Annotated in this window: 20 protein-coding genes; 4 read left to right on the top strand and 16 right to left on the bottom strand. The window is 72.9% G+C overall.

All coding sequences use genetic code 11. From position 1 onward, the window contains the following. Positions 1 to 34 precede the first annotated feature (34 nt). From ACFQO7_RS36070 to ACFQO7_RS36025, 10 genes are all read right to left on the bottom strand, one after another. Complete coding sequence (locus ACFQO7_RS36070) at positions 35 to 817, bottom strand: oxidoreductase (RefSeq protein ID WP_376810597.1); 783 nt, start codon at positions 815 to 817, stop codon at positions 35 to 37. A 70-nt stretch (positions 818 to 887) separates the two neighbouring features. Further along, entirely contained in the window at positions 888 to 1,394 is a 507-nt protein-coding gene (locus ACFQO7_RS36065; RefSeq protein WP_361054456.1) for a DinB family protein, read from the bottom strand. A 47-nt stretch (positions 1,395 to 1,441) separates the two neighbouring features. Next, positions 1,442 to 2,131: an HAD family hydrolase gene (locus ACFQO7_RS36060; RefSeq protein WP_376810596.1), complete on the bottom strand. Its 690-nt coding sequence runs from the start codon at positions 2,129 to 2,131 to the stop codon at positions 1,442 to 1,444. An 85-nt stretch (positions 2,132 to 2,216) separates the two neighbouring features. Next, the gene (locus ACFQO7_RS36055; protein ID WP_376810595.1) at positions 2,217 to 3,452 is read right to left on the bottom strand and encodes a hypothetical protein; all 1,236 of its coding nucleotides are present in this window, start codon (positions 3,450 to 3,452) and stop codon (positions 2,217 to 2,219) included. A gap of 67 nt (positions 3,453 to 3,519) precedes the next feature. Next, on the bottom strand, positions 3,520 to 4,047 hold the full coding sequence (locus tag ACFQO7_RS36050; protein ID WP_376810594.1) for a SigE family RNA polymerase sigma factor: 528 nt from the start codon (positions 4,045 to 4,047) through the stop codon (positions 3,520 to 3,522). A 142-nt stretch (positions 4,048 to 4,189) separates the two neighbouring features. Then, the gene (locus tag ACFQO7_RS36045; protein WP_376810593.1) at positions 4,190 to 5,725 is read right to left on the bottom strand and encodes a long-chain-fatty-acid--CoA ligase; all 1,536 of its coding nucleotides are present in this window, start codon (positions 5,723 to 5,725) and stop codon (positions 4,190 to 4,192) included. Then, entirely contained in the window at positions 5,722 to 6,153 is a 432-nt protein-coding gene (locus ACFQO7_RS36040; protein ID WP_360540744.1) for a hotdog family protein, read from the bottom strand. The genes ACFQO7_RS36045 and ACFQO7_RS36040 overlap by 4 nt, the downstream gene beginning before the upstream one ends. Continuing rightward, a complete protein-coding gene (locus tag ACFQO7_RS36035) occupies positions 6,150 to 7,322 on the bottom strand; it encodes an acyl-CoA dehydrogenase family protein (RefSeq protein WP_376810592.1) in 1,173 nt (390 codons plus the stop codon). Before ACFQO7_RS36035 ends, ACFQO7_RS36040 begins: the two co-directional genes overlap by 4 nt. A gap of 29 nt (positions 7,323 to 7,351) precedes the next feature. After that, positions 7,352 to 8,113: a 3-oxoacyl-ACP reductase FabG gene (gene fabG, locus ACFQO7_RS36030; RefSeq protein WP_376810591.1), complete on the bottom strand. Its 762-nt coding sequence runs from the start codon at positions 8,111 to 8,113 to the stop codon at positions 7,352 to 7,354. Between the two features lie 91 nt (positions 8,114 to 8,204). Beyond that, positions 8,205 to 9,353 (bottom strand): acyl-CoA dehydrogenase family protein, encoded by a 1,149-nt coding sequence (locus tag ACFQO7_RS36025; RefSeq protein ID WP_376810590.1) that lies wholly within the window; start codon positions 9,351 to 9,353, stop codon positions 8,205 to 8,207. 87 nt (positions 9,354 to 9,440) lie between these two features. On the opposite strand from ACFQO7_RS36025, the gene ACFQO7_RS36020 reads away from it, so the two are divergent. The 3 genes from ACFQO7_RS36020 (at position 9,441) to ACFQO7_RS36010 (ending at position 12,969) form a co-directional block, all read left to right on the top strand. Then, on the top strand, positions 9,441 to 10,127 hold the full coding sequence (locus tag ACFQO7_RS36020) for a TetR/AcrR family transcriptional regulator (RefSeq protein ID WP_376810589.1): 687 nt from the start codon (positions 9,441 to 9,443) through the stop codon (positions 10,125 to 10,127). 233 nt (positions 10,128 to 10,360) lie between these two features. Continuing rightward, positions 10,361 to 11,821 (top strand): aldehyde dehydrogenase family protein, encoded by a 1,461-nt coding sequence (locus tag ACFQO7_RS36015; RefSeq protein WP_376810599.1) that lies wholly within the window; start codon positions 10,361 to 10,363, stop codon positions 11,819 to 11,821. After that, positions 11,818 to 12,969 carry a Zn-dependent alcohol dehydrogenase gene (locus ACFQO7_RS36010; protein WP_376810588.1) on the top strand — a complete coding sequence of 384 codons (1,152 nt, stop codon included), beginning with the start codon at positions 11,818 to 11,820 and terminating at the stop codon, positions 12,967 to 12,969. Before ACFQO7_RS36015 ends, ACFQO7_RS36010 begins: the two co-directional genes overlap by 4 nt. A gap of 201 nt (positions 12,970 to 13,170) precedes the next feature. Here ACFQO7_RS36010 and ACFQO7_RS36005 read toward each other — a convergent pair whose 3' ends face one another. The 3 genes from ACFQO7_RS36005 to ACFQO7_RS35995 all read right to left on the bottom strand — a co-directional run bounded on the left by ACFQO7_RS36005 (position 13,171) and on the right by ACFQO7_RS35995 (position 17,607). Further along, positions 13,171 to 16,011: a helix-turn-helix transcriptional regulator gene (locus ACFQO7_RS36005; RefSeq protein ID WP_376810587.1), complete on the bottom strand. Its 2,841-nt coding sequence runs from the start codon at positions 16,009 to 16,011 to the stop codon at positions 13,171 to 13,173. Positions 16,012 to 16,082: 71 nt separating this feature from the next. Next, positions 16,083 to 16,703, bottom strand: coding sequence for a TetR/AcrR family transcriptional regulator (locus ACFQO7_RS36000; protein WP_376810586.1), 621 nt, complete (start codon positions 16,701 to 16,703; stop codon positions 16,083 to 16,085). Between the two features lie 190 nt (positions 16,704 to 16,893). Then, positions 16,894 to 17,607 (bottom strand): SDR family oxidoreductase, encoded by a 714-nt coding sequence (locus ACFQO7_RS35995; RefSeq protein WP_465252393.1) that lies wholly within the window; start codon positions 17,605 to 17,607, stop codon positions 16,894 to 16,896. Between the two features lie 249 nt (positions 17,608 to 17,856). Here ACFQO7_RS35995 and ACFQO7_RS35990 point away from each other — a divergent pair, with 249 nt between their 5' ends. Continuing rightward, positions 17,857 to 19,077, top strand: coding sequence for an acetyl-CoA C-acetyltransferase (locus ACFQO7_RS35990; protein ID WP_376810584.1), 1,221 nt, complete (start codon positions 17,857 to 17,859; stop codon positions 19,075 to 19,077). 134 nt (positions 19,078 to 19,211) lie between these two features. Here ACFQO7_RS35990 and ACFQO7_RS35985 read toward each other — a convergent pair whose 3' ends face one another. The 3 genes from ACFQO7_RS35985 to ACFQO7_RS35975 all read right to left on the bottom strand — a co-directional run bounded on the left by ACFQO7_RS35985 (position 19,212) and on the right by ACFQO7_RS35975 (position 22,574). Next, a complete protein-coding gene (locus ACFQO7_RS35985; protein WP_376810583.1) occupies positions 19,212 to 20,492 on the bottom strand; it encodes an ABC transporter substrate-binding protein in 1,281 nt (426 codons plus the stop codon). 88 nt (positions 20,493 to 20,580) lie between these two features. After that, entirely contained in the window at positions 20,581 to 21,699 is a 1,119-nt protein-coding gene (locus tag ACFQO7_RS35980) for a branched-chain amino acid ABC transporter permease (protein ID WP_376810582.1), read from the bottom strand. Beyond that, on the bottom strand, positions 21,696 to 22,574 hold the full coding sequence (locus ACFQO7_RS35975; protein WP_203697288.1) for a branched-chain amino acid ABC transporter permease: 879 nt from the start codon (positions 22,572 to 22,574) through the stop codon (positions 21,696 to 21,698). Before ACFQO7_RS35975 ends, ACFQO7_RS35980 begins: the two co-directional genes overlap by 4 nt. Positions 22,575 to 22,586 lie beyond the last annotated feature (12 nt).

The raw sequence follows: 22,586 nt of genomic DNA, 5'->3' as shown, positions 1-22,586 counted from the left end.
AGGTGCGATCGGATCGAACGGGCCACTTCCGCCGTCAGAGGGTCGCGATCATGCCGCCGTCGATGACGAAGTCCGCGCCGGTGACGTTGCCCGCCCGGCCGCCGGCCAGCAGTACCACCAGGTCGGCGACCTCCTCGGCCTCGGTGAACCGGCCGGTCACGGCCTGCGCGGCGACCTGCTCGGCCACCTGCTCGGGCGACACGCCGCCCGCCTTGCCGAACGATTCGGCGACGCCGCCCGCGCCCGTCCACAGCGGCGTGCGCACCGGACCGGGGCTGACCGTGTTCACCCGGATGCCCTTCGGCCCGACCTCCTTGGACAGCGCCTTGGAGAAGTTCGTCAGCGCCGCCTTCGACACCGTGTAGTCGATGATCGCGGGATCGGGCAGGAACGCGTTGATCGAGCTCACCGTCACGATGCTGCCCGCGCCCCGGGCCAGCAGGTGCGGCAGCGCCGCCCGGGTGGTCCGGATCGCCGACAGCAGGTTCACGGTCAGCGACCACATCCAGTCCTCGTCGGTCACCGACACGAACCCGCCCAGCCGGGCCTTCACGCCGCCCACGTTGTTGACCAGCACGTCCAGCCCGCCGTACGCGGAGACCGCCTCGTCGATCAGGCGCTGCGGCCCGGCCGGGTCGGTCAGGTCGACGGCGACGGCGCGCACCGGGCCGTCGATCCCGGCCAGCTCGCCGGAGGTGTCCCGGGCCGCGGCGACCACGCTCGCGCCCTCCGCGACCAGCGACTTCACCACGGCCAGGCCGATGCCCTTGCTGGCCCCGGTGACCACCGCGACCTTGCCGCCCAGGTCAAGATCCATGACGCCTCCCCCGATGCGCTCCGGTTCAGGCTACGCGCGCGCAGGGCCGCCCATCCCGGGAACGGGCAGCTCAGTCGCCCTTGGTGCCGTCGACGAGCTCGCGCACCACGTCCAGGTGGCCGTTGTGCCGGGCGATCTCCTCGACCAGGTGGAACAGGATCCAGCGCAGCGTCGCGGGACGCCCGGCCCGGCGCAGGTCGCGCTTGGCGAGGGTGTCCAGGTCGAGCGAGTCGACCAGCTCGCGGTAGCGATCGCTCTGCGCCTCGTACTCGGCGAGCAGCTGCTCGATCGGCACGTCGAGGGCGTAGCTGAACTCCCGGTCCGGGTCCTCCGCGGTCCACGGCCCGGCGTCCTCCTCGCCCAGCAGCACCACCTGGAACCACGAGTACTCCACCCAGCGCACGTGGCTGACCAGTCCCTTGACCGTCATCAGCGGCGAATCCGGCAGCGGCGCCTTGCGCGCGTCCTCGTCGGTGATGCCCTCGCACTTGGCGCGCACGGTCGCGCGGGCGTAGTCGAGGAAGGTGGTCAGGGTGGCTCGTTCGTCCCAGGTGGCGGGCACGTCGGTTCGCGTCATGCCTGCGATCATGCGGGTCGCCCGGCGCCCTGTCGAACCGATAAGGCTCAGGCCAGGATGGCCCGCAGCACCGCGCCCGTCTCGGCCAGCGACGGCAGCACCGTGTCCGCGCCGGCCTCGGCCAGCTCGTCGGCGGTGCACGAGCCGGTCGCCACGCCGATGGCCAGCGCGCCGTTGGCCCGCGCCGCCTCGATGTCGTGCGGTGTGTCGCCGATGACCACGACCTGCCGCGCGGGCAGCACCGCCGTGTACTTCGCCTGCGCGCGTTCGTGCGCCAGCCGCACCAGCACCGAGCGCACCCCGTCGTCGCAGCCGTAGCCGCCGACCTCCAGGTCGATCGGGCCGAGCAGGTCGAACGCGGACAGCTTCTCGTACGCGGCCTCGCGGATGTTGCCGGTCACGACGGACTGCACCACGCCCGTCTCACCGGCCAGGGCGGCCAGCGCCTGCGCCGCGCCGGCCAGCGCCCCACCGCGGGCCAGCAGCTGCGGCCGGTGCGCCCGGGTGTGCTCGGCCAGGTGTGTGAAGAACTCGGCCACGATCTCCGGGTGCGCCTCGCGGCCGTGCCACTCCAGCGCCGTCGTGAAGATCCAGTGGTCGGTACGGCCGCCGAACTCCGGCAGCCGCGGCGGCTCGCTGCCCACCACCGCCTGGTACGCGGCGACGAACACCTCCCGCCCGACCTTGCCGCCGTCGATGAGCGTGCGGTCGATGTCCCAGAGCACCAGGCGTCGCATCCCCCGACCCGACCACAGCCACGGCGCGGCTGTCAAGCGGGCCGGGCGCTCCCACCAGGGACGACGCCCGGCCCGATCACGCCGTTCAGTGGCAGGTCCAGCGCAGTCTCCGATACACCAGCTCGCGGTTCTCGCCCTCGCTCACCTGGAGCCCGAACAGGGCGCGGGCATCCGGGCCGACCACGCTCACCATCAGCGGGGCGGTCCCCGTGACGCTGGACGGACGTGGCGTGTGACCTGGCAGGCCCGTCAGCCGAATCGCCACGTCACCGCGGACCAGGGTCGTCGTGTCGTCCGCCGCTCGAAGCACCGCCCAACCCTGAGGATTGACAACGCCCTCCCCCCGATCGGGCACGGCCAGCCACTCGACCTCGCCGCTGCCGAGCCGCCAGCGGGCCGGATAGGGGCGGATGTCCTCGCCCTCCCCGGTGATCAGCACACCCGAGGCCCAGCCGTCGGCGATCTGGAAGACCCGCGACGACTTCACCTTGACGCCGTCGATGGCGTCGGGCAGCGCGAGCCGCTGCGGCGAGCCGCCGGGCGGCCAGACGTACGCCCAGCCGGGGCCTCGTCGGAACGGCGTCTGATCGAACCGGCCCTCGAACAATTGTGTGACGACGGTGCCGTCGTCGGCTATCGCCGCGCGGTCGCCCGCGGTCATCCCCTCAGGCACTGGCAGCGGCACCGGTTTCGCTGTGTCGTTCGGCCAGGTCATCAGCAGGTTGCCCCGGATCTGACCCACGATGACGCCGGCGGAGTTGATGCCGAGGCCGACCGCACCCGGGCCGAGCAGCCGTGTCGTGGTGCCGTCACGGCGCACGACCTGGGTCTCCGGCTCCGCCTGCCCGGCACGCACCAGCACGGTCCCCGTCGAGCTGACCGCATCGATCCAGAAGGCGCCCTTCGGCCAGTCGCTGACCGCGCTCGGCCTGCCGTCCTCCCAGACGACCAGGAAATCGCGGCCCTTGCCGTCGGTGGCACGCGTCGCCTGAAAGCGGCCGCTGGGATCACCGCCGAACTCGTGATACGTGTCCGCGCGCAGGCCTTCCGGCATCGGCAGTTCGGAGGCGGTGCAAGCGGTCAGGGCGACCGCCGGCGGCGACGGGGTCGGCGAGGGTGGCGCGGCCGGGCCGGGCTCCGGGCGGGTGGGCAGGACCAGGGCACCCGTGATCGACAACGCGACCGCGGCGGCGATCCCGCCCACGCCCGCGAGGCGGCGGGTGTTGCGCCGCCGACGACCCAGCGCCAGTGCCCGCTCGGTGACGTCATAGATCCGCGCGCGATCCCCGATGTCCGCGAGCAGCTCGTTCAGGTCGCTCATGCCTTCTCCTCGCTTCGCTCGTCGGCGGCACGGGTGCCAGGCGACGTGATTCGCTCGCTGCGCTCGCTCATGCCCAGGCCTCCTTCGGCTCCCTGACCAGCACGTGCAGTTCCGGGGCCTGCTCGCGCAGCTTCTTGAGGGCGTACGACGTCTGGCTCTTGATCGTGCCCACGGAGACGCCGAGCGCCGCGGCGGCGTCGGCCTCGGACAGGTCCTCGACGAAGCGCAGCACGATCACCGCCCGCTGCTTGCGGGTGAGCTTGGCCAGCGCCTGCTCCAGCAGCACCCGGCGTACCGTGTCGGCGGCCAGGTCCCGGCCGCTGCCGCCCTCGGGCGGCTCCGCGGTGGGCCACTCGGCGCGCAGGTGGCGGCTGCGCCGCCAGGCGGACACGTGCTCGTGGTAGAGCACCTTGCGCAGGTACGCGTCCGGCGCGCCCCCCGCCGACACCTTCGACCACCGCGACGCGATCTTGACCAGTGCGTTCTGCAGCAGGTCCTCGGCCGAATGATGGTCGCCGGTCAGCAGATACGCGATGCGCGACAACCTGCCGAGCCGCGCGTGCACGAACTCGCGGAACCCGTCGTCGTCCGTCACACGTCACCTCCCCGTTCGTCTTCCCGACCTTCCGCCCCACCTACACGGCGGCACACGGCGCACAGGTTGGAAAACCGGCAGGAGAAGTTAACAAGGGCACCTTCTACAACGCGGAGCGTTGTGAAGGTGCCCTTCCTTGCCTTCAGTCGGTGAGCATGCGGCGGAGTTCGCGTTTGAGGATCTTGTGGCTGGGGCCCATCGGGAGGTCGGGGAGGAAGCGGACCTGGCGGGGGTACTTGTGCTTGCCGAGCTGGTCGCGGGACCAGGTGATGAGGTCGTCCTCGGTGACGGGGTCGGTGTCGGGGCGCAGGACGACGACGGCGCAGATCTCCTCGCCGTGGGTGTCGTCGGGCACGCCGATGACGGAGACGAGTTCGACGGCGGGGTGGCGGGCCAGGACCTCTTCGACCTCGCGGGGGTACACGTTGAAGCCGCCGCGGATGACGATGTCCTTCTTGCGGTCCACGATGGAGACGAAACCTTCGGCGTCCTTGGTGCCCAGGTCGCCGGTGCGGAACCAGCCGTCGACCAGGGCCTGCTCGGTCGCGGCGGGGTTGCCGAGGTAGCCGGCGAACACGTTGTGGCCGCGGATCACGATCTCGCCCAGCTCGTTCGGGCCGAGCAGCTCGATCCGCTCGTCGAGTTCGGCGCGGGCGATCTCGACCTCGACGCCCCAGAGGGCGTGGCCGACGGTGCCGGCGCGTACGCCGAAGTGCGGCTGGTTGGTGGTGGCGCTGGGCGAGGTCTCGGACAGGCCGTAGCCCTCGAAGACCGTGGTCCGGAACGCGGCGTTGAAGCGCTCCAGCACCGCGACCGGCAGCGACGCCCCACCGGAGATGCAGATCCGCAGCGCGGGCAGCTCCGAGCGGCCCGCGGCGGCCTCCAGCAGGCCGATGTACATGGTGGGCACGCCGTGGAAGACGTCCACCTTCTCCCGCAGCATCAGGTCGATCGCGGCCTCGCCGGTGAACCTGGCCAGCAGCACCAGGGTCGCGCCGATGCGGAACGCACCGTTCATGCCGACGGTCTGCCCGAACGTGTGGAACAGCGGCAGGCAGCCGAGCACGATGTCGGACTGCTTGGCGTCGTTGGCGTCGAAGGTGTTGACGGTCGCGTTCATCACCAGGTTGAGGTGGGTGAGCACGGCGCCCTTGGGCTTGCCGGTGGTCCCGCTGGTGTAGAAGATGACGGCCGGGTCGTTCGGGTAGCGGGTCTCGTAGGAGCGCAGCGCCGGGACCCGGGAGCTGACCTGCTCCAGCCGCTCGGGGCCGCCCTCGTCGGGACGCGGGCCGACGCTCACGATCGGGACACCGGCCTCGGCCGCGGCGGGCGCTCCCAACGCCAGCATGCCGCTGTGGCAGACGACGAGCTTCGCCCCGCTGTCGCGCAGCACGTACGCCGCCTCGGCCGGGGTCAGCAGCAGGTGCACCGGCACGACGACGCCGCCCGCGGCGAGGATGCCGTAGTAGGCGCGCGGGAAGTCGGTCACGTTCGGGCAGACCAGCGCGACGGCGTCACCGGGCTGGACACCGAGTTCGCGCAGCCCCGCGGCGTACGCCAGGGCTTGGCGCCACAGGTCGGCGTAGGTCTCCCGGCCGAACGCGTCGACCACGGCGGTCTTCGCCGGGTGGCGGCGCGCGGCCTCGGCCAGGACGGCGGCCAGGGAAAGCGTGCTCACTGCTCCTCCTCGAAGTAGATACGGCTGACGGTCTCGGCCACACAGCAGGGCTTGTCCTCGCCGTCGGCGCGGACGGTGAGCTGCGCGACCAGTTGCACGCCGCCGTCGACGGGCTCGACCTCGGCGATGCGGGCGGTGAGGCGCACCTGCGCCCCGACCGGGATCGGGGCCGGGAAGCGGACCCGGTTCACCCCGTAGTTGACGCCGAGGCGCACGTTGTCGAACCGGTACACGTCGCGGACCAGCAGCGGCAGCATCGACAGGGTCAGCCAGCCGGGCGTGGCCGCCCCGATGCCGACGCAGTCGACGCCGCCGGCGGCCTCGGTGTACGCGTCCACCCGCGACCGGTCGACGCGCTGCCACGGCCCCGGGCCGATGCACTGGCCGACCGCCGCGGCCAGCTCCTGGGCGGACGCGAACACCCTCATGCCAGGTGCCCCCCGATCTTCGTGTACCCGCGCAGCAGGTCCCGGGAGATGATCAGGCGCTGCATCTCGTCGGTGCCCTCGTAGATGCGCAGCAGCCGCACCTGCCGGTACCAGCGCTCGATGGGCAGCTCCCGGGTGTAGCCCATGCCGCCGTGGATCTGCATGACCCGGTCCACCAACCGGTTGATCATCCCGGCGCCGTAGAGCTTCGCCATGGACGACGAGTGCCGCGGGTCCAACCCCTGGTCCACCGTCCACGCGGCGCGCAGCACCAGCCAGCGGGCGGCCTCCAGCTCGGTCTCCGCGTCGGCGATCATCCACTGGATGGCCTGGTTCTCCCCGATCGGCTTGCCGAAGGTGACCCGGGTGTTGGCGTAGTCGACGGCCATCTGCAGCGCCCGCTCGCCGATGCCGAGCGCGTGCGACGGGATGATGTACCGGCCCTTGCCGATCCACTTCATGCCCAGCTCGAAGCCCTGGCCGAGCTCGCCGAGGATGTTGCGCGAGGGCACCCGCACGTCGTCGAACACCAGCGACGCCGGGCCGCCGGGGCCCATGGTGGCGATGAACTCCGACGTCCAGCCCATCGCCCGGTCCACCAGGAACGCGGTGGTGCCGCCGCCGCGTACCCCCTTGTCCTTGTCGGTGACCGCGACCACGATGGCGAAGTCGGCGTCGTTGCCGTTGGTGATGAAGGTCTTCTCGCCGTTGAGGATCCAGTCGTCGCCGTCCTTGCGGGCCGACAGCTTGATGTTCGCGGCGTCGGAGCCCGCGCCGGGCTCGGTGATGGCGAAGCAGGAGATCCGCTCGCCCTCGATGGTGGGCCTGAGGAACTCGTCCTGCTGGGCGGCGTTGGCGTGGAAGAGGATGTTGTCGGCCTCGCCGCCGAAGCGGAACGGCACCAGGGTGTGCCCGACCTCGGTCCAGATCAGCGACTGCATGAGCGCGGGCAGGTCCATGCCGCCGTGCTCGGCCGGCGTGGCCAGCCCCCAGAACCCGAACTTCCTGGCCTTGAGCTGGAGTTCGCGCAGCTCGGCGCGTTCGATGCCCGGCTGCCCGGCGCGCTCGCGGCGCAGCAGCTCGTGTTCGAGGGGGACGACCTCCTTGCGGATGAACGCCCGGGCGGTGTCCCGGATCGCCCGCTGCTCGTCGTCGAGCGAGAAGTCCACTGTGCTTCCTTCCGGTTCGGGTGCTTCGCTTAGCGCGCGCCGCCGTTGACGTAGAGGGTCTGCCCGGTGACGAACGACGCGTCGTCGCTGGCCAGGAACGCGACCACGGACGCGATCTCCTCGGGCTGGGCGACCCGGCGCAGCGGCGTGTGCTCGCTCGCCCACTTCTGGTGCGCCTCGGCCGACGACCCGACCCGCTCGGCGGTGGCCGCGGTCATCGCGGTGGCCACATACCCCGGCGCGACCGCGTTGACGCAGATGTTGAACGGCCCCAGCTCGATCGACAGGGTCGCCGTCAGCCCCTGCACGCCCGCCTTCGCCGCCGCGTAGTTGACCTGCCCCCGGTTGCCCAGCGCCGACCGGCTGCTCAGATTGACGATCTTGCCGTACTTCCCCGCCACCATGTGCTTCTGCGCCGCCTGGCAGCAATAGAACATGCTGGTCAGGTTGGTGTTCAATACCGCGTGCCAGTCCGCCGCACTCATCTTGTACAGCAGATCGTCCCGCGTGATCCCCGCGTTGTTGATCAGCACGTCCAGCCGCCCGAAGTCGGCCACCACCTGCTCGGTCATCGCGTGCACGGCCGCCTCGTCGGTCACGTCGCACCCGTATCCGGCAGCCGTCCCACCCTCCGCCGAGATCTCCTTCGCCAGCGCCGCACTCTTCTCGACGCTCAGATCCACGACCGCGACCGTGGCCCCTTCCGACGCCAGCCGCTTGGCCGTCGCCGCCCCGATCCCCTGCGCCCCGCCGGTCACGATCGCGACCCGCCCCGCAAACCTGCTGCCCATCGCTACCTCCTTGAAAGGAAGGGCACCTTCACATCGCCATACGTAGAGGAAGGTGCCCTTGTTAACGCCTCAACCTGCCTGAGCTGGACTTTCAGAACGCGTTCACGCCGGTGAGGGCGCGGCCGATCAACAACTGCTGGATCTGGCTGGTGCCCTCGTAGAGGGTGGTGACGCGGGCGTCGCGCAGGTACTTGCCGACCGGGTACTCGTCGACGTAGCCGTACCCGCCGAACACCTGTAGCGCCTTGTTCGCGGCGCGCACGGCAGCCTCGCTGGCGAACAGCTTCGCCATCGACGCCTCGGTCGCGTACGGCAACCCGCGGTCGATCAGGTCGGCGACCCGCCACACCAGCAGCCGGGCCGCCGCGGTGTCCACCGCGACGTCCGAGATCAGCTGCTGGACCAGCTGGTACGCCGCGATCGGCTTGCCGAACTGGGTGCGGGTCTTCGCATAGTCGACGGCCGCGTCGAGGCACCCCTGCGCGATGCCGACACAGCCCGCCGCGACCGACATCCGCCCCTTGTCCAGCGTGGACATGGCGAGGTGAAACCCGCGCCCCTGCTCGCCGAGCAGCGCGTCCGCCGGCACCCGCACCCCGTCGAACACCAGCTCCGCCGTCGGCTGCCCGCGCAGCCCGAGCTTGCCGTGGATCTCCCGCCGGGTCAGCCCCGGCGTGTCCGTCGGCACCAGGAACGCGCTGACGCCCCGCGGCCCGTCCCCGCCCGTACGGGCGAAGACCAGCGCGACATCGGCCCAGGTCCCGTTGGTGATGAAGATCTTCGAGCCGGTGATGAGCCAGTCCCCGCCGTCGCGCACCGCCCGCGTCGTCAGCGAGGCCGCGTCGGACCCGGTGCCCGGCTCGGTCAGCGCGAAGCAGCCCAGCAGGTCCCCTGCGCACAGGCCGGGCAGCCACAACGAACGCTGCGAGTCCGTGCCGTGCCGCGCGATGCTCTTGGCGACCAGCCCCAGCGACACCGACACCAAGCCGCGCACCGACGAATCGCCCCGGCCCAGCTCTTCGAGGACCAGGCAGTACGCCAGGTGGTCGCCGCCGCTCCCGCCGTGCTCCTCGGCGACGGTCAGGCCGAGGAAGCCCAGCTCGCCGAGCTGCTTGACCACGGTGCGCTCGACGCTCTCGCGCCGGTCCCACTCCGCCGCGTGCGGCACGACCTCGCGATCGACGAATTCGGCGGCGAGGCGGCGGACCGCGGCGTGTTCCGGCGACAGTGTCATGTCCACCCGATTAAACTAGCGGTGAAAGTTTTATCTCGTCCAGACCCCGCTGTGGCAGAGTTTCGGTCAGCACCGAGCGAGGGAGAACCGACCATGCCCCGGCCCAGCCAGGCCCTGTTGAGCCGGCAGCGCATCGTGGAGACCGCGTCCGCGATGATCGACGCCGACGGGCTGGCCGCGTTCTCCACCCGGCGGCTCGCGGCCGAGCTGGGCGTACGCGGGCCGTCGCTGTACAACCACTTCCCCACCAAGGACGCGATCCTGGACGCGGTCGCCGACGCGGTGATCGCGGGCGTGGACGTGTCGTTCTTCACCACGCACGACTGGCGCGACGCGCTGCGGCTGTGGGGGCACTCCTATCGCGACGCGCTGACCGCGCACCCGAACATCGTCCCGTACCTGGCCCAGGGCCCGGGGCGGCGACCGGCGGCGCTGCACATGGCCGACGCCGTGTACGGCGGCCTGGTCAAGGCGGGCTGGCCGCCCGCCCGCGCCACGCACATCGGCGCGGTCATGCGCTACCTGGTCGCGGGCTCGTCACTCGGCTCGTTCGCGCGCGGCTTCGTCGAGGACCCCGAGCTGTACGCCGCCCACTACCCGCACCTGTCCCAGGCGCACCGCCTCGCCGAGCACCAGCACAGCGTGGACGAGGGCGCGTTCGCGCTCGGCCTCGACGCGCTGGTCGACGGGCTGGCCCGGGAGTACGAGGCCACGGTCGGCCCGCTGCCGCCTCTGGAGCCGCGGCCCGACTCGTACTACAGTCGAAACTTGCAGCGCTAGTTTTGCGGCCCGGCTCCCCGCCGGCTGCTCGCTACGCGGCCACCGGGACGCGGCCGTCCGGCCACCGGCGCCCTCGCCCCGAGGGCGTCGTGGAAGATGCGCGTTCCGTCGGGACCGACCGGTCCGCGGGAGACATCCCGCCCGGCGACCCGCGACGACGCCGTCACCCGCCCCGTGCGGTCGGTGTCCGGTGCCGCGCCGCGAGCGACGCCGCCCTGATGGGAAGGGACAGCATGGACCTGGCAGCCGCGGCGACGCATCCGGGGCGTACCACCCCGATCGCGGACCGCACCCAGCTCTACCTCGACGGCAGGTGGATCGCACCACACGGCACCGGCGTGATCGCCGTCGAGGACCCGACCACCGAGCAGGTGATCGCCCACGTGCCCGCCGGTGACACCGTCGACGTGGACCGCGCCGTCGCCGCCGCGAAGGCCGCGTTCGGCCCGTGGTCGGCGCTGGCCCCGGCAGAACGCGCCGCGCACCTGGACCGGCTGCACACGGCGCTGTCGGCCCGCGCGGGCGACATCGCCACCACCGTGGCCCGCGAGCTGGGCACCCCCATGAAGATCGCCACGAAGGTCCAGGCCGGACTGCCGCTGACCGTGCTGAAGAGCTACGTCGACATGGCAGGGCAGCCGGAGAGCACGCACACCGTCGGCAACTCGCTGATCGTCGGCGAACCCGTCGGCGTCGTCGGGGCGATCACGCCCTGGAACTACCCGCTGCACCAGATCATGGCGAAGGTGGCCGGGGCGCTGGCCGCAGGCTGCACGGTGGTGCTCAAGCCCGCCGACCTGACGCCGCTGGTGGCGTACCTGCTGTTCGACGCGATCGACGAGGCCGGGCTGCCGCCGGGCGTGGCCAACCTGGTCACCGGCCCCGGCTCGGTGGTCGGCTCGGCCATCGCGGCACACCCCGACGTGGACCTGGTGTCGTTCACCGGCTCCACGGCCGTCGGCGCGCGCATCTCGCACCTGGCCGCCGACCGCATCGCCCGGGTCGCGCTGGAACTGGGCGGCAAGTCCGCCAACGTGATCCTGGCCGACGCCGACCTGCGCCGCGCGGTGAAGACCGGCGTCGCCAACGCGTTCCTCAACTCCGGCCAGACCTGCACCGCCTGGACCCGCATGCTCGTCCACCGCTCCCGGTACGACGAGGCGCTGGCCATCGCCGCCGAGGCCGCCGCCGGGCAGACGCTGGGCGACCCGTTCGACGAGGGCACCCGGCTGGGCCCGCTGGCGTCGGCCGCGCAGCGCGAGACGGTACGCGGCTACATCGAGCAGGGCCTGGCCGCCGGTGCCCGCCTGATCGCGGGCGGCCTCGACGCGCCCGTGCCGGACCGGGGGCACTTCGTCGCGGCGACCGTGCTGGCCGACGTGGACCCCGACAGCGTCGTGGCCCAGGAGGAGATCTTCGGGCCGGTGCTGGTGGTGATCCCGTTCGACTCCGACGACGAGGCCGTCGCCATCGCCAACAACTCCCGGTACGGCCTGGCCGGCGCGGTCTGGTCCGGTGACGAGGACCGCGCGCTGGCCGTGGCGCGGCGGATGCGCACCGGCGCGGTCGACGTCAACGGCGGCGCGTTCAACCCGCTGGCCCCGTTCGGCGGGTTCAAGCAGTCCGGCATCGGCCGCGAACTCGGCCGGCACGGGCTGGCGGAGTTCCTGGAGACGAAGGCGATCCAGCGATGAGCGCCCCGACACCGCCCGCCGCCGACGCGAACGCCGCTCCCGCGACCGGTTCCGGGCCTGCCGTCGACCGGCCGATCCGCGCGCTGCTCTGGCGCGGCCCCGGCGCACAGTTGGAGATCGAGCCGATCCTGCTGCCCGCACCCGGCCCGAAGGAGGTGCGGGTGCACATCCGCGCCGCCGGGGTGTGCCACTCCGATCTGTCGATGGTCAACGGGACCCTCGCGCCGCCGTACCCCCTGGTGTTGGGTCATGAGGCGGCGGGCGTGGTGACCGCCGCCGGGCCGGAGGCGAGCATCGCGGTCGGCGCCCACGTGGTGCTGAACTGGGCCCCGCCCTGCCGCAGGTGCTGGTTCTGCGGCAACGGGCAGCCCTGGCTGTGCGAGACCGCGGGCGCGCCGACGGCCGCCCGGGGCGCGACCGCCGATGGCGAGCCGCTGCACGTCACGCTGGGTCTCGGCGCGCTCGCCGAGGAGGTCGTCGTCGGCGACCACGCCGTCATCCCGGTGCCGGCCGAGCTGCCGTTCGCCACCGCGGCGCTGCTCGGCTGCGCGGTGCTGACCGGCGTCGGCGCGGTGCGCCGGACCGCCGGGGTGCGCTCCGGCGAGTCGGCCGTCGTGATCGGGCTCGGCGGGGTCGGCCTGTCCACCGTGATGGCCGCCCGCGCCGCCGGAGCCGACCCGCTGATCGCCGTGGACGTCTCCGACGCCAAACGCGAGCTGGCCCTGGCCGCCGGGGCGACCCATTTCCTGGTATCGGGTGACGACCTGAGCGCCCAGGTCCGCGGCCTGACCGAACGCCGCGGGGCCGACCACTCCTTCGAGTGCGTGGGCCGCTCGGCGACGATCCGGGCCGCGTGGCGGGCCACCCGGCGCGGCGGTCAGGTGACCGTGGTCGGCATGGGCGCGAAGGACGACATGGTCAGCCTCGCCGCGCTGGACATCTTCCACTCCGCCCGCACCCTGCGCTCCTCGGTGTACGGCAACTCCGACCCGGACCGCGACGTGCCCGCCCTGGCCCACCAGGTCCTGGACGGCGGCCTCGACCCGGCCGCCCTCATCACCGACCGGATCACCCTGGACGAGTCCCCCGAGGCCTTCGCCCGCATGTCCCGCGGCGAAGGCGCCCGTACCGTCATCCTCTTCCCCTGACGCGCCCGCGAGGCCGCACGCCCACGCGTGCGGCCCCACGGCCGTCCCAACCCACCGCCCACCCGCCCCACCCGCCCGGCACGACCCGCCGCTCGGGTCGCAACTCTTACGGAGTTGCGGTCTCCGCCAGGGTCGGAGGCCGCAAGTCTTTAAGAGTTGCGGCAGGGAGGGGGCGGGCGGGGCGGGGGCGGGCGGGGCGGGTCAGGTCAGGGCTTTGGCGAGTTCTATGCGGGAGCGGATGTTGAGGCGGGCGAAGATGTTGCGCATGTGGTGGTCGACGGTGCGGGGGGACAGGAAGAGCTGAGCGGCGACCTCGCGGTTGGTCGCGCCGTCGCAGACCAGGCGGGCTATCTGGAGCTGCTGGGCGGTCAGGACGTCGGCGGCGCGGACCGCGGGGGCGTCGACGGCCTCGCCGGCCGCGCGCAGTTCGGCGCGGGCCTGGTCGGCCCAGGCGGGGGCGTCGAGCTGGGTGAACGTCTCCAGGGCCCGGTGCAGGTGCTCGCGGGCGTCGCGAGGGCGGCGGGCGCGGCGCAGCTCCTGGCCGTACAGCAGTTCGGTGCGGGCCTGCTCGAAGGCGGCCTCCCCGGCCAGGTGCAGGGCGAGCGCCTGCTGGAAGTGCTCCTCGGCCTCGGCGCTGCCGCGCGGGGCGAGCAGCGCGTGGCAGCGCGCCGACAGCGCCCGGCGCACCGGGTCGCCGGTCGACGACGCCCACAGGTCGAACCCGGCCAGCGCGGCGACGGCCTGCTCCCGGTCGTCGGCCCGGACCGCCGCCTCGACCAGCCACGGGGTGGCCATGGCCTGCACCACGATGTGGCCGCGGCCGGTCACGGGGCAGGCGATCGCGGCGATGCGGGCGACCGTGTCGGCGGGGCGGCCCGCGATCAGGTCGAGCACCGCCAGCGCCCACTGGCTCAGCGCCTTGGGACGGTTGACCTGCCCGGTGCCGGGCGCGACCTCGATGTCGCGGATGTGCCGCAGGGCCTGCTCCCGATCGCCGCGGACGGCGCACAGCACGGCCAGCATCGCCTGGTGGTCCCCGGCGTAGTTGCCCTGCCCGCAGGCCCGTGCGGCGCGCAGCCCGTGCAGGCTGGTGGCCGCGGCGGCGTCGTAGCGGCCGAGCCAGTACTCGGCGTACGCGGTCATCTCCAGGGCCAGCGGCAGCGCGGACACGTCGCCGCTGTCCCGCGCGACCTCGACCGCGCGGGCGGCCAGCCGGTGCGCGCCGACGTCGTCGGCCAGCAGCAGCGCGGCGGCGCTGGCGCAGGTCAGCGGGGCCGCGCTGTCCAGGGTCTCGCCGAGTTCGACGACGCGCCGCAGCGGGCGGATCGCGCGGTGGTGCCGGCCGCCGAAGGTGTACGCGAACCCGGCGATGTGCTCGAAGACCACCTCCAGCTCCGGCGGGTCGTCGGGGCGACGCAGCGCCGCGGCCCGGCTCGCCACCTCGGCGTAGCGCGGGTAGTCGCCGGAGAAGCAGACGGCCTCCCCGGCCCGCATCAGCGCCAGCACGGCCAGCTCGCGTTCGGACCCGGCGAGCCGGTCGGCGATGGTCAGCAGCGACTCGGCGGCGTTCGCGGTGGCCCCGGCACGCAGCTCGATCTCGCCGGACAGCACCTCGCTCTCGGCGGACACCACCCGGTCCCGGGCCGCCGGGCGGGCCCGGCGCAGCAGGCTGCGGGCCCGGCCGGCGCTGCCGGACTGCCACGCGTACCGGGCGGCGGTGACGAGCCGGTGGGCCGCTCCCCCGGGTTCGGTGGTGAGCAACGCGGCGTGCTCCAGGGCCGTGGAGGCGCGCGAGTAGCCGCCGCCGGTGGCCGCCTCCTCCAGCTCCTCGGCCAGCTCGGCATCGGGGCCGTGGGCGGCGGCGGCCAGGTGCACGGCGCGGCGCAGCCGTTCGGTGTCGGCGTCGAGGATCTGCGCCAGGTGCAGGTGCGCGGCGCGGCGCTGGGCCAGGGGCGCTTCCTCGTACGCCAGCGCGCGGGCGATGGGCTGGGGGAAAACGATGCCGCCCCGGCTGACCCGGACCAGCCCGCCGCGTTCGGCGGGCGTGAGCGCGGCGATGTCCACCCCGGAGCTGTGCGCGGCCCGCATCAGGCCCGCGGCGTCGGTCTCCTCGTCGGCCGCGGCGAGCAGCAGCAGCCAGCGGGTGTCCGGCGCGAGCCGGTCGAGTCGCGCCCGGTACGTGCGCAGCAGCGCGCTGTCCACGGGCAGCCGGGTCGGCAGCGGGGCCTCCCCGGCGAGCTGGCTGTCGCTGAGGGAGGCGGCGAGATCGGTGAGCGCACGCGGGTTGCCGCTGCCGAGCGCGGCCAACGCGGCCAGCACCTCATCGCCGACGGTGGAGTGGAGTGCGCGGCCGTCGAGGTCCGCGGTGTGGGCCGGCCATGCCGTGGTCCGGGCGCCGGGATCGGTGGGCGTCCACCGCGGACGGCGCTCACCGGCCCGGCCGGACTCGTCCAGCAGGTCGGCGAGCATGCTGCGGCTCGCCGCCGGGTCGAGCGGGCCGAGCGCGACTCGCGGCACGCCGTTGAGGGGCAGGTCGCCGGTGGCGGTCAGCAGCAGCGTGACGCGGTGCGCGCCTACCCGGCGGGCGGTGAAGGCGATGGCGTCCAGCGACGGCCGGTCCAGCGCGTCGGCGTCGTCGACGCAGCACAGCACGGGGTGTTCCCGGCCGAGCGTGGCCAGCAGCGTGAGCACGGCCATGGACAGGGCGAGCCGGTCGTCGGCGGCGCAGCCCTCGCCGGACAGCGCCCGGGTGAGCGCCCGCGCCTGGTGGGCGGGCAGGTCCGCGATCCGGTCGACGACGGGCTGGAGCAGGCTCTGCAGCCCGGCGTACGGCAGGTCGGACTCCTCGTCCAGGCCGGTGGCCCACAGGCGCACGGTTCCGTCCGGGGTGGTGGCCGCCGCGTGGCGCAGCAGGGCGGTCTTGCCGCCGCCCAGGTCGCCGTGCAGGAGCAGGGCCGCGCCGAAGCCGTCGGCCGCGCCCGCCTGAAGCTGGGCGATCGCCTGCTGCTCACGGTCCCGGCCGCGCAGCCTTGGTATGTGCACTGTCGATGCATTTACCATGCCGACAGTGTTACCTATAAGTAACGGCTTTGGAAAGACGCGGATCGTGCCGCTTATGCCATCCCCGAAGCCATCGCGGTCAGCAGCAGCGCGGTGACGGTGCGCACCATGACGCCGCGAGCCGCGTCGACGTCCAGGTCGAGCCCGTCGAGCAGCATCGACCAGGCCGGCCACATGGTGGACGCGATCAGCGCGGCGAGCAGCTGCTCCCGTCCCGGGCCGGCCATCTCCAGCTCGGGCGCGAACAGCACGGAGACCTCGTCGCGTACCCGCTCGATGTGCTTGAGCCGGTTGCGGCGCAGCTGCGCCGAGACCGGCTCGCGCATCGCCGCGGCGCGCGCCATCGGCGCGATCAGCTGCAGCAGCTCGGCCCGCTGGCGGCAGTACTCCTCCACCCGCCGGTTCAGCGGCAGCGACGGGTCCACCGGCTGGTAGGCCGCGTCCTGGCGGGCGAGCACCCGCACGCCGCTCGCCTCGAACAGGGTCTCCATGTCGGAGAAGTTGGTCCACAGCGCACGCAGCGAGACCCCGGCCCGCTCGGCGATGCGCTCACCGGTCGGCCGCAGGTCACCCTCCGTGATGAGCGCGAGGTGCGCATCGACGATGGCGGCCCGGGTGCGCTCGGCACGGGCGGTGCGCCCGTCGACCCTGCCCTCGGTGCCGGTCCTGCTCATACCGCTCCCGCCAACCTCGCCGCGGCCCCACCGGCCGCGCTCACCGAACGTGCACGCAGAGTGTAGTCGCGCCACCGACGGCGTGATCCCGCCGCTCGGCTGCCCGTCCGCGATGCGGGCGCGCCGAGCGCGCCCGGCCCCCGGTCACCGAGCCCGGCGCGCTCGGCGGCGCGGCGAACCCGCCCGGGGCTCATGAGCCCGAGAGCCGGTGTTCGAGCTCCTGCTGCAGCCGGTTCATGCCGCGCAGCCACCGGTCGGGGTCGGCGGCCCGCCGCTCGTAGAAGGCGGCGACCTCGGCGTGCGGCAGCACCAGGAAGGCGTCCCCGCCGAGTGCCGCCACCACGGCCTCCGCGCACTCCTCGGCGCTGATCGCGCCCGGGTCCAGCAGCACGCTGCCACCGGGGCCGGACGAGTCCAGCATCGGCGTGCGGACGCCCTGCGGGCACAGCGCCTGCACGACGATGCCCCGGTGGGCGTACGTGGCCCGCAGCCACTCCGCGTGCGCCACGGCCGCGTGTTTGGTGACCGCGTACGGCGCGTTGCCGAGCATCGTCAGCAGTCCCGCCGCGGACGCCGTCACCAGCAGGCGGCCGTTCCCGGCGGCCAGCCAGCGCGGCAGCAGCGCCTGCGCGGCCAGGACGTGCGACTGCACGTTGACCCGCCAGGCCAGGTCCCACGCCGTGGCCCCGTCGGCGGGCGGTGCGACCCCGGCGTTGGCGCAGAACAGGTCCAGCGCGCCGAACGACTCCCACGCGTAGTCCACCAGTGCGGCGACCTGCGCCTCGTCGGCCACGTCGGCGGGGAACGCCCGCCCGCCGGTCTCCTCGGCGACGCGCCGGGCCGCGCCGGGGTCACGGTCGTTGACGACCACGCGGGCGCCGGCCGCGGCGAAGCGGCGGGCCATCGCGGCGCCGATGCCCGAGCCGGCGCCGGTGACGACGACCGCTGCGCCGTCGAGATCGAGGGCGGTCACGTGGACTCCATCCAGGTGGGTTAGTTGCACTAGCAGTGCCGATATTAGGGACCGCCGCGCGGGCGGTCAACGGACCACAGCCATGGTGACATGCCCCACCTGGCGTGGCATTGACAGGGCAGTACCGAAAGATGCAGCTTGAGTGCACAAAGATAGCCGTACTCGTGAAAGGACCCGACCGTGCCTGAAGCTGTGGTGGTCGCCGCGGCCCGCTCCCCCATCGGCCGCGCCAACAAGGGCTCGCTGGCCACGAAACGACCCGACGACCTGGCCGCCGACATCGTGCGCGCGGCCCTGGACCAGGTGCCCGCCCTGGACCCGCGCGAGATCGGCGACCTGGTGCTCGGCTGCGGCCAGCCCGCGGGCGTCCAGGGCCACAACCTCGGCCGGGTGGTCGCCACCATGCTGGGTTTCGACCACCTGCCCGGCACCACCGTCAACCGGTACTGCTCGTCCTCGCTGCAGACCACCCGGATGGCGCTGCACGCGATCCGGGCCGGCGAGGGCGACGTGTTCCTCTCCGTCGGCGTCGAGTCGGTGTCGCACTACGGCCTCGGCCGCAGCGACGGCATGCCCGGCACCCGCAACGAGGTGTACGCGCCCGCGCTGGCCCGTACCGAACGCCGGGCCGCCGTCGGCGCGACGACCTGGCACGACCCCCGTGAGGACGGGGACCTGCCCGACGTCTATATCGCGATGGGCCAGACCGCCGAGAACGTCTCCCAGCTCAAGGGCGTCTCCCGCGAACTGCAGGACGAGTTCGCCTGCCGCTCGCAGAACCTGGCCGAGCAGGCGATCAAGGACGGCTTCTGGGCGCGCGAGATCACCCCGGTCACCCTGCCCGACGGCACCGTGGTCAGCGCCGACGACGGCCCGCGCGCCGGGGTCACGCTGTCGGCGCTGGCCGGGCTCGCGCCCGTGTTCCGCCCCGACGGCACCGTCACCGCGGGCAACTGCTGCCCGCTCAACGACGGCGCGGCGGCCCTGGTCATCATGTCCGACGTCCGCGCCGCAGAGCTGGGCATCACCCCGCTGGCCAGGATCGTCTCCACCGGCCTGTCCGCCCTGTCCCCCGAGATCATGGGCCTCGGCCCGGTGGAGGCCTCGACGCAGGCCCTCGCCCGCGCCGGGATGTCCATCCGCGACGTCGACCTCGTCGAGATCAACGAGGCGTTCGCCGCCCAGGCCGTCCCCAGCGCCGCCGAACTCGGCATCGACTGGGACAAGCTCAACGTCAACGGCGGCGCCATCGCCGTCGGCCACCCCTTCGGCATGACCGGCGCCCGCATCACCACCACCCTGCTCAACTCCCTGGCCTGGCACGACAAGACCATCGGCCTGGAGACCATGTGCGTCGGCGGCGGCCAGGGCATGGCCATGGTCCTCGAACGCCTCTCCTGACCCCGCCCACCCCACCGGCCCGGCATGCGCACGCATGCCGGGCCGGTGCTCACCGGGCGTCGATCATGAAGTTAGGCCGGTGACACGCCGTCGAGCCGTGCCATAAGTTCATGATCAACGCGGAAGGGGGTTGGTCAGGCTGCTGCCGGGATGGTGTTGGCGGTGGGGGCGGGGCGTTCTTCCTTGTACTCGTTGACGGGGCCGGCGGCGGAGTCGGTCTCGTAGACGGGGCCGAAGAACTCCTGGTTGCCGGCGGTCACCTTGGTCAGCTTGCCGCCGCCCATGCCGGAGTGGTTGTCCTTGCTGTAGCGGAACGGGGCAAGGCCGGGGCCCTTGAAGCCGCCCTTCTCGATCGCGGCGAGCAGGCCCTCGCGGGTGAGGTCCTTGCCGGCCGCCTGGAGCGACTGCACGAACAGGTACGCCACCGACATGCCGTACACGGTGTTGCCGTTGAACGGGGCGCTGCCGTTGTACTGGTCGTGGATCTTCTTGAAGGCCGCGGTCCACGGGTCGCTCATGTCCACCGGCGACGGCAGGTTGGAGATGCCGACCATGCCCTCCAGCAGGACCTTGCCCTCACCGAGCACCTTGGACAGGGTCAGGTAGTCCGAGCCGACGTTCGACACGACCCACGCCGGCTTGAAGCCGAGGCGGGCGGCGGTGCCCATGGACAGCGCGGTGAAGCCCGGCACGGTGGCCAGCACGACGACCTCGCAGCCGGCCGCCTTCAGGGCGCCGATCTGGGGGGCGACGTTCTGGTTGCTGGTGACGTATTTCTCCTTGGCTACCACGGCGCCCGCGCCGAGCACCTGCTCGACGCCGACCAGGCTGTCCCGGCCGAAGTCGTCGTCCTGGCCCATGAAGCAGACCTTCTTGCCCGCGTGGGTGGCCTTGATGTGGGTGGCCAGGATCTTGCCCTCGACGGTGTAGTCGGTGTTGAACCCGAACGTGCCCGGGTACTTGTCCGGCTGGTTCCAGCTGCGGCTGCCCGAGGCGACGAACAGGTCCGGCACCCGGTTGGTCTTCAGGAAGTCCAGCACGCCGGTGTGGGTCGGGGTGCCCAGGCCGTTGAGGATGGCGAAGACCTTGTCCTCCAGGACCAGCTTGCGCACCACGGTCTGGGTGTTGGCCGGGTTGTAGCCGTCGTCCATGAACTTGTACGTGATCTTGCGGCCGTGCACCCCGCCGTTGGCGTTGACGTAGTCGAAGTACGCCTTGCTCGCCGGGGCGATCTCGGAGTAGCCGGCCGCGGCGGGACCGGTCAGCGGCATGTGCGAGCCGATCACGATCTCGCTCGCGGTCACGCCGGGCACCTCGGCCGGCGGGGTGTTCGCGTCCTCACTGCAGGCCGCGACAGCCGTGAGCAGCACGGCGGCCGTGGCGAGCGAGAGCCCGCGTCGGGACAGGGCCTTCATGGTGACACCGATCCTTCCGTCACGTTAACATTGATGATTATCGATATAACAGGGGTGGAGCGGTTGGTACGGTGGTGCGGCCGTGAGATCAGCGGGCAGGCGCCCGCCGCCGGGCCCTCGCGCCGATCCGGCGCAGCAGGCCCTGCACGCCGCCCGGGGCGGCGATCATCACGACGATCAGGGTCAGCCCGAAGACGGCCAGCGGGAGGTTGCCCTCCAGCCGCTGCGCCGCCGCGGGCGACAGGGAGACCAGCAGCGTGCTGTCGTGGGTGAGGTCGGGCAGCGCCACGAGCAGGATCGCGCCCCACACCGCGCCCGACAGGCTGCCCAGGCCGCCGATCACCACGGCCATCAGCAGGAACAGCGACAGCGTCAGCGAGAACGCGCCCGGCGAGACGCTCTGCGCCAGCAGCGCCGTCAGGCCGCCGCCGAGCCCGGCGCTGGCCGCGCTCACCACGAACGCCAGCACCTGGGTACGCGCCACGTGGATGCCGGACAGCCGCGCGGCCACCTCGTCGTCGCGTACCGCGCGCAGGTTGCGCCCGACCCGGCTGCGCACCAGGTTGGCCAGCAGCAGCATGGTCAGCAGCGCACCGCACAGCGCGACCCAGGCCTGCCAGCGCTCGTTCGGGAAGTACAGCCCGAGCGACAGCGGCGGCGGCTCCACGGCGACCGACAGTCCCTGCTCGCTGTTGAAGACCTCGTCGAAGGTGACCGTCGCGGCGGGCACCGCGATCGCCACCGCGAGGGTCACGCCGGCCAGGTACGGCCCGCGCAGCCGGGCGGCGGCCAGCCCGATGACCGCACCGGCGGCCATGGTGACCAGCACCCCCAGCGCCAGCGACAGCGGCAGCACCTGGTTGCCGGTGATCCCCCGGTCGGCGAGCGCGTTCTGGGTCAGCGCCACGGTGTACGCGCCGACGGCCATCAGCGCGCCGTGCCCCAGCGACAGCTGCCCGTTCATGCCGACCAGCAGCGTGAGCCCGGCCGTCGCGCACAGGTAGGCGGCGACCGTGGCCAGCTGGAAGTTGCGGAACGGGTCCAGCTGCTGGGTCAGCAGGAACAGCACGACCCCGGCGAGCACGGTGAGCAGCAGATGCCGCAGCAGCGTCGACCGGTTCAGGAAGCCCGGCAGGGCCGGTGCCCGGCGCGGAGCAGGGGCCGGGGCCGTCGCATGCGCGGTCGAGTTGATCGTCTGCTCGCTCATGCCTGCCTCGCCACGGTGCTGGAGAAGAGGCCGCCGGGGCGGACCAGCAACACCGCGAGCAGCAGCACGAGCACTGCCATCGGGGTGACGTCGCTGCCCAGGTAGCCGCTGACGTACGAGAGGATCAGGCCGACGGTCAGGCCGCCGACCACCGCGCCGGGTGGGCTGTCCAAGCCGCCGACCACCGCGGCGGTGAACGCGGACACGAAGACCAGGTCCATGGCGTGCGGGTGCAGGCCCAGCTCGGTGGGGATGACCAGCAGCGCGGCGAGCGCGCCGACCGCCGAGGCCAGCGCCCAGCCGAGCGTCAGCATGCCGCCGACGTTGACGCCGAGCAGCCTCGACACCTCGGGGGCGAACGCCGAGGCCCGCATGCGCAGGCCGACGGAGGTACGCGTGAACAGCAGCGCGAGCCCGACCAGCACCAGCAGCACCGCCCCGAAGACGAACAGGTCGTATCGCGACAGCAGCGGCACGTCGCCCACGCTCAGCGCGGTACGGCTGAAGGGGGTGCCCGCGGGCAGGAACTCGTTGCCGTACACCATGCCCAGCACCGCCTGCAGCACCAGCACCAGGCCCAGCGCGACGATCACCTCGGACAGCGGTGAGGCGTGGTCCACGAAGCGCATCACCGCCCGCTCGACGACGACGCCGATCAGCAGCCCGCCGAGCAGCGCCGCGGCGAAGCCCAGCCAGTACGAGCCGGTCGCCGTCGTGACGCTGTAACCGGCGTACGCCGCGGCCACCGCCATCGCGCCCTGGGCGAAGTTGACGATGCGCGCGGCCCGCCAGATCAGCACCAGGGCCAGCGCGAACGCGGCCAGCACCGCCCCCTTGGACAGGCCGTCGAACGTGAGGAACACGAAGCGGTCCAACGGATACCTCCT

Origin of the sequence: Catellatospora aurea (assembly GCF_042663325.1) — a bacterium.
Classification (GTDB): Bacteria; Actinomycetota; Actinomycetes; order Mycobacteriales; family Micromonosporaceae; genus Catellatospora; species Catellatospora aurea.
This window is presented reverse-complemented; position numbering and strand designations above follow the sequence as displayed.

Excerpts from the sequence above, each read along its gene's own strand:
- ACFQO7_RS36065 (WP_361054456.1), bottom strand. The coding sequence starts at position 1,394 with ATGACGCGAACCGACGTGCCCGCCACCTGGGACGAACGAGCCACCCTG.
- ACFQO7_RS36070 (WP_376810597.1), bottom strand. The coding sequence starts at position 817 with ATGGATCTTGACCTGGGCGGCAAGGTCGCGGTGGTCACCGGGGCCAGC.
- fabG (WP_376810591.1), bottom strand. The coding sequence starts at position 8,113 with ATGGGCAGCAGGTTTGCGGGGCGGGTCGCGATCGTGACCGGCGGGGCG.
- ACFQO7_RS36015 (WP_376810599.1), top strand. The coding sequence starts at position 10,361 with ATGGACCTGGCAGCCGCGGCGACGCATCCGGGGCGTACCACCCCGATC.
- ACFQO7_RS36055 (WP_376810595.1), bottom strand. The coding sequence starts at position 3,452 with ATGAGCGACCTGAACGAGCTGCTCGCGGACATCGGGGATCGCGCGCGG.
- ACFQO7_RS35985 (WP_376810583.1), bottom strand. The coding sequence starts at position 20,492 with ATGAAGGCCCTGTCCCGACGCGGGCTCTCGCTCGCCACGGCCGCCGTG.
- ACFQO7_RS36060 (WP_376810596.1), bottom strand. The coding sequence starts at position 2,131 with ATGCGACGCCTGGTGCTCTGGGACATCGACCGCACGCTCATCGACGGC.
- ACFQO7_RS36040 (WP_360540744.1), bottom strand. The coding sequence starts at position 6,153 with ATGAGGGTGTTCGCGTCCGCCCAGGAGCTGGCCGCGGCGGTCGGCCAG.
- ACFQO7_RS35995 (WP_465252393.1), bottom strand. The coding sequence starts at position 17,607 with ATGGCCCGCCGCTTCGCCGCGGCCGGCGCCCGCGTGGTCGTCAACGAC.
- ACFQO7_RS36000 (WP_376810586.1), bottom strand. The coding sequence starts at position 16,703 with ATGAGCAGGACCGGCACCGAGGGCAGGGTCGACGGGCGCACCGCCCGT.
- ACFQO7_RS36020 (WP_376810589.1), top strand. The coding sequence starts at position 9,441 with ATGCCCCGGCCCAGCCAGGCCCTGTTGAGCCGGCAGCGCATCGTGGAG.
- ACFQO7_RS36010 (WP_376810588.1), top strand. The coding sequence starts at position 11,818 with ATGAGCGCCCCGACACCGCCCGCCGCCGACGCGAACGCCGCTCCCGCG.
- ACFQO7_RS35980 (WP_376810582.1), bottom strand. The coding sequence starts at position 21,699 with ATGAGCGAGCAGACGATCAACTCGACCGCGCATGCGACGGCCCCGGCC.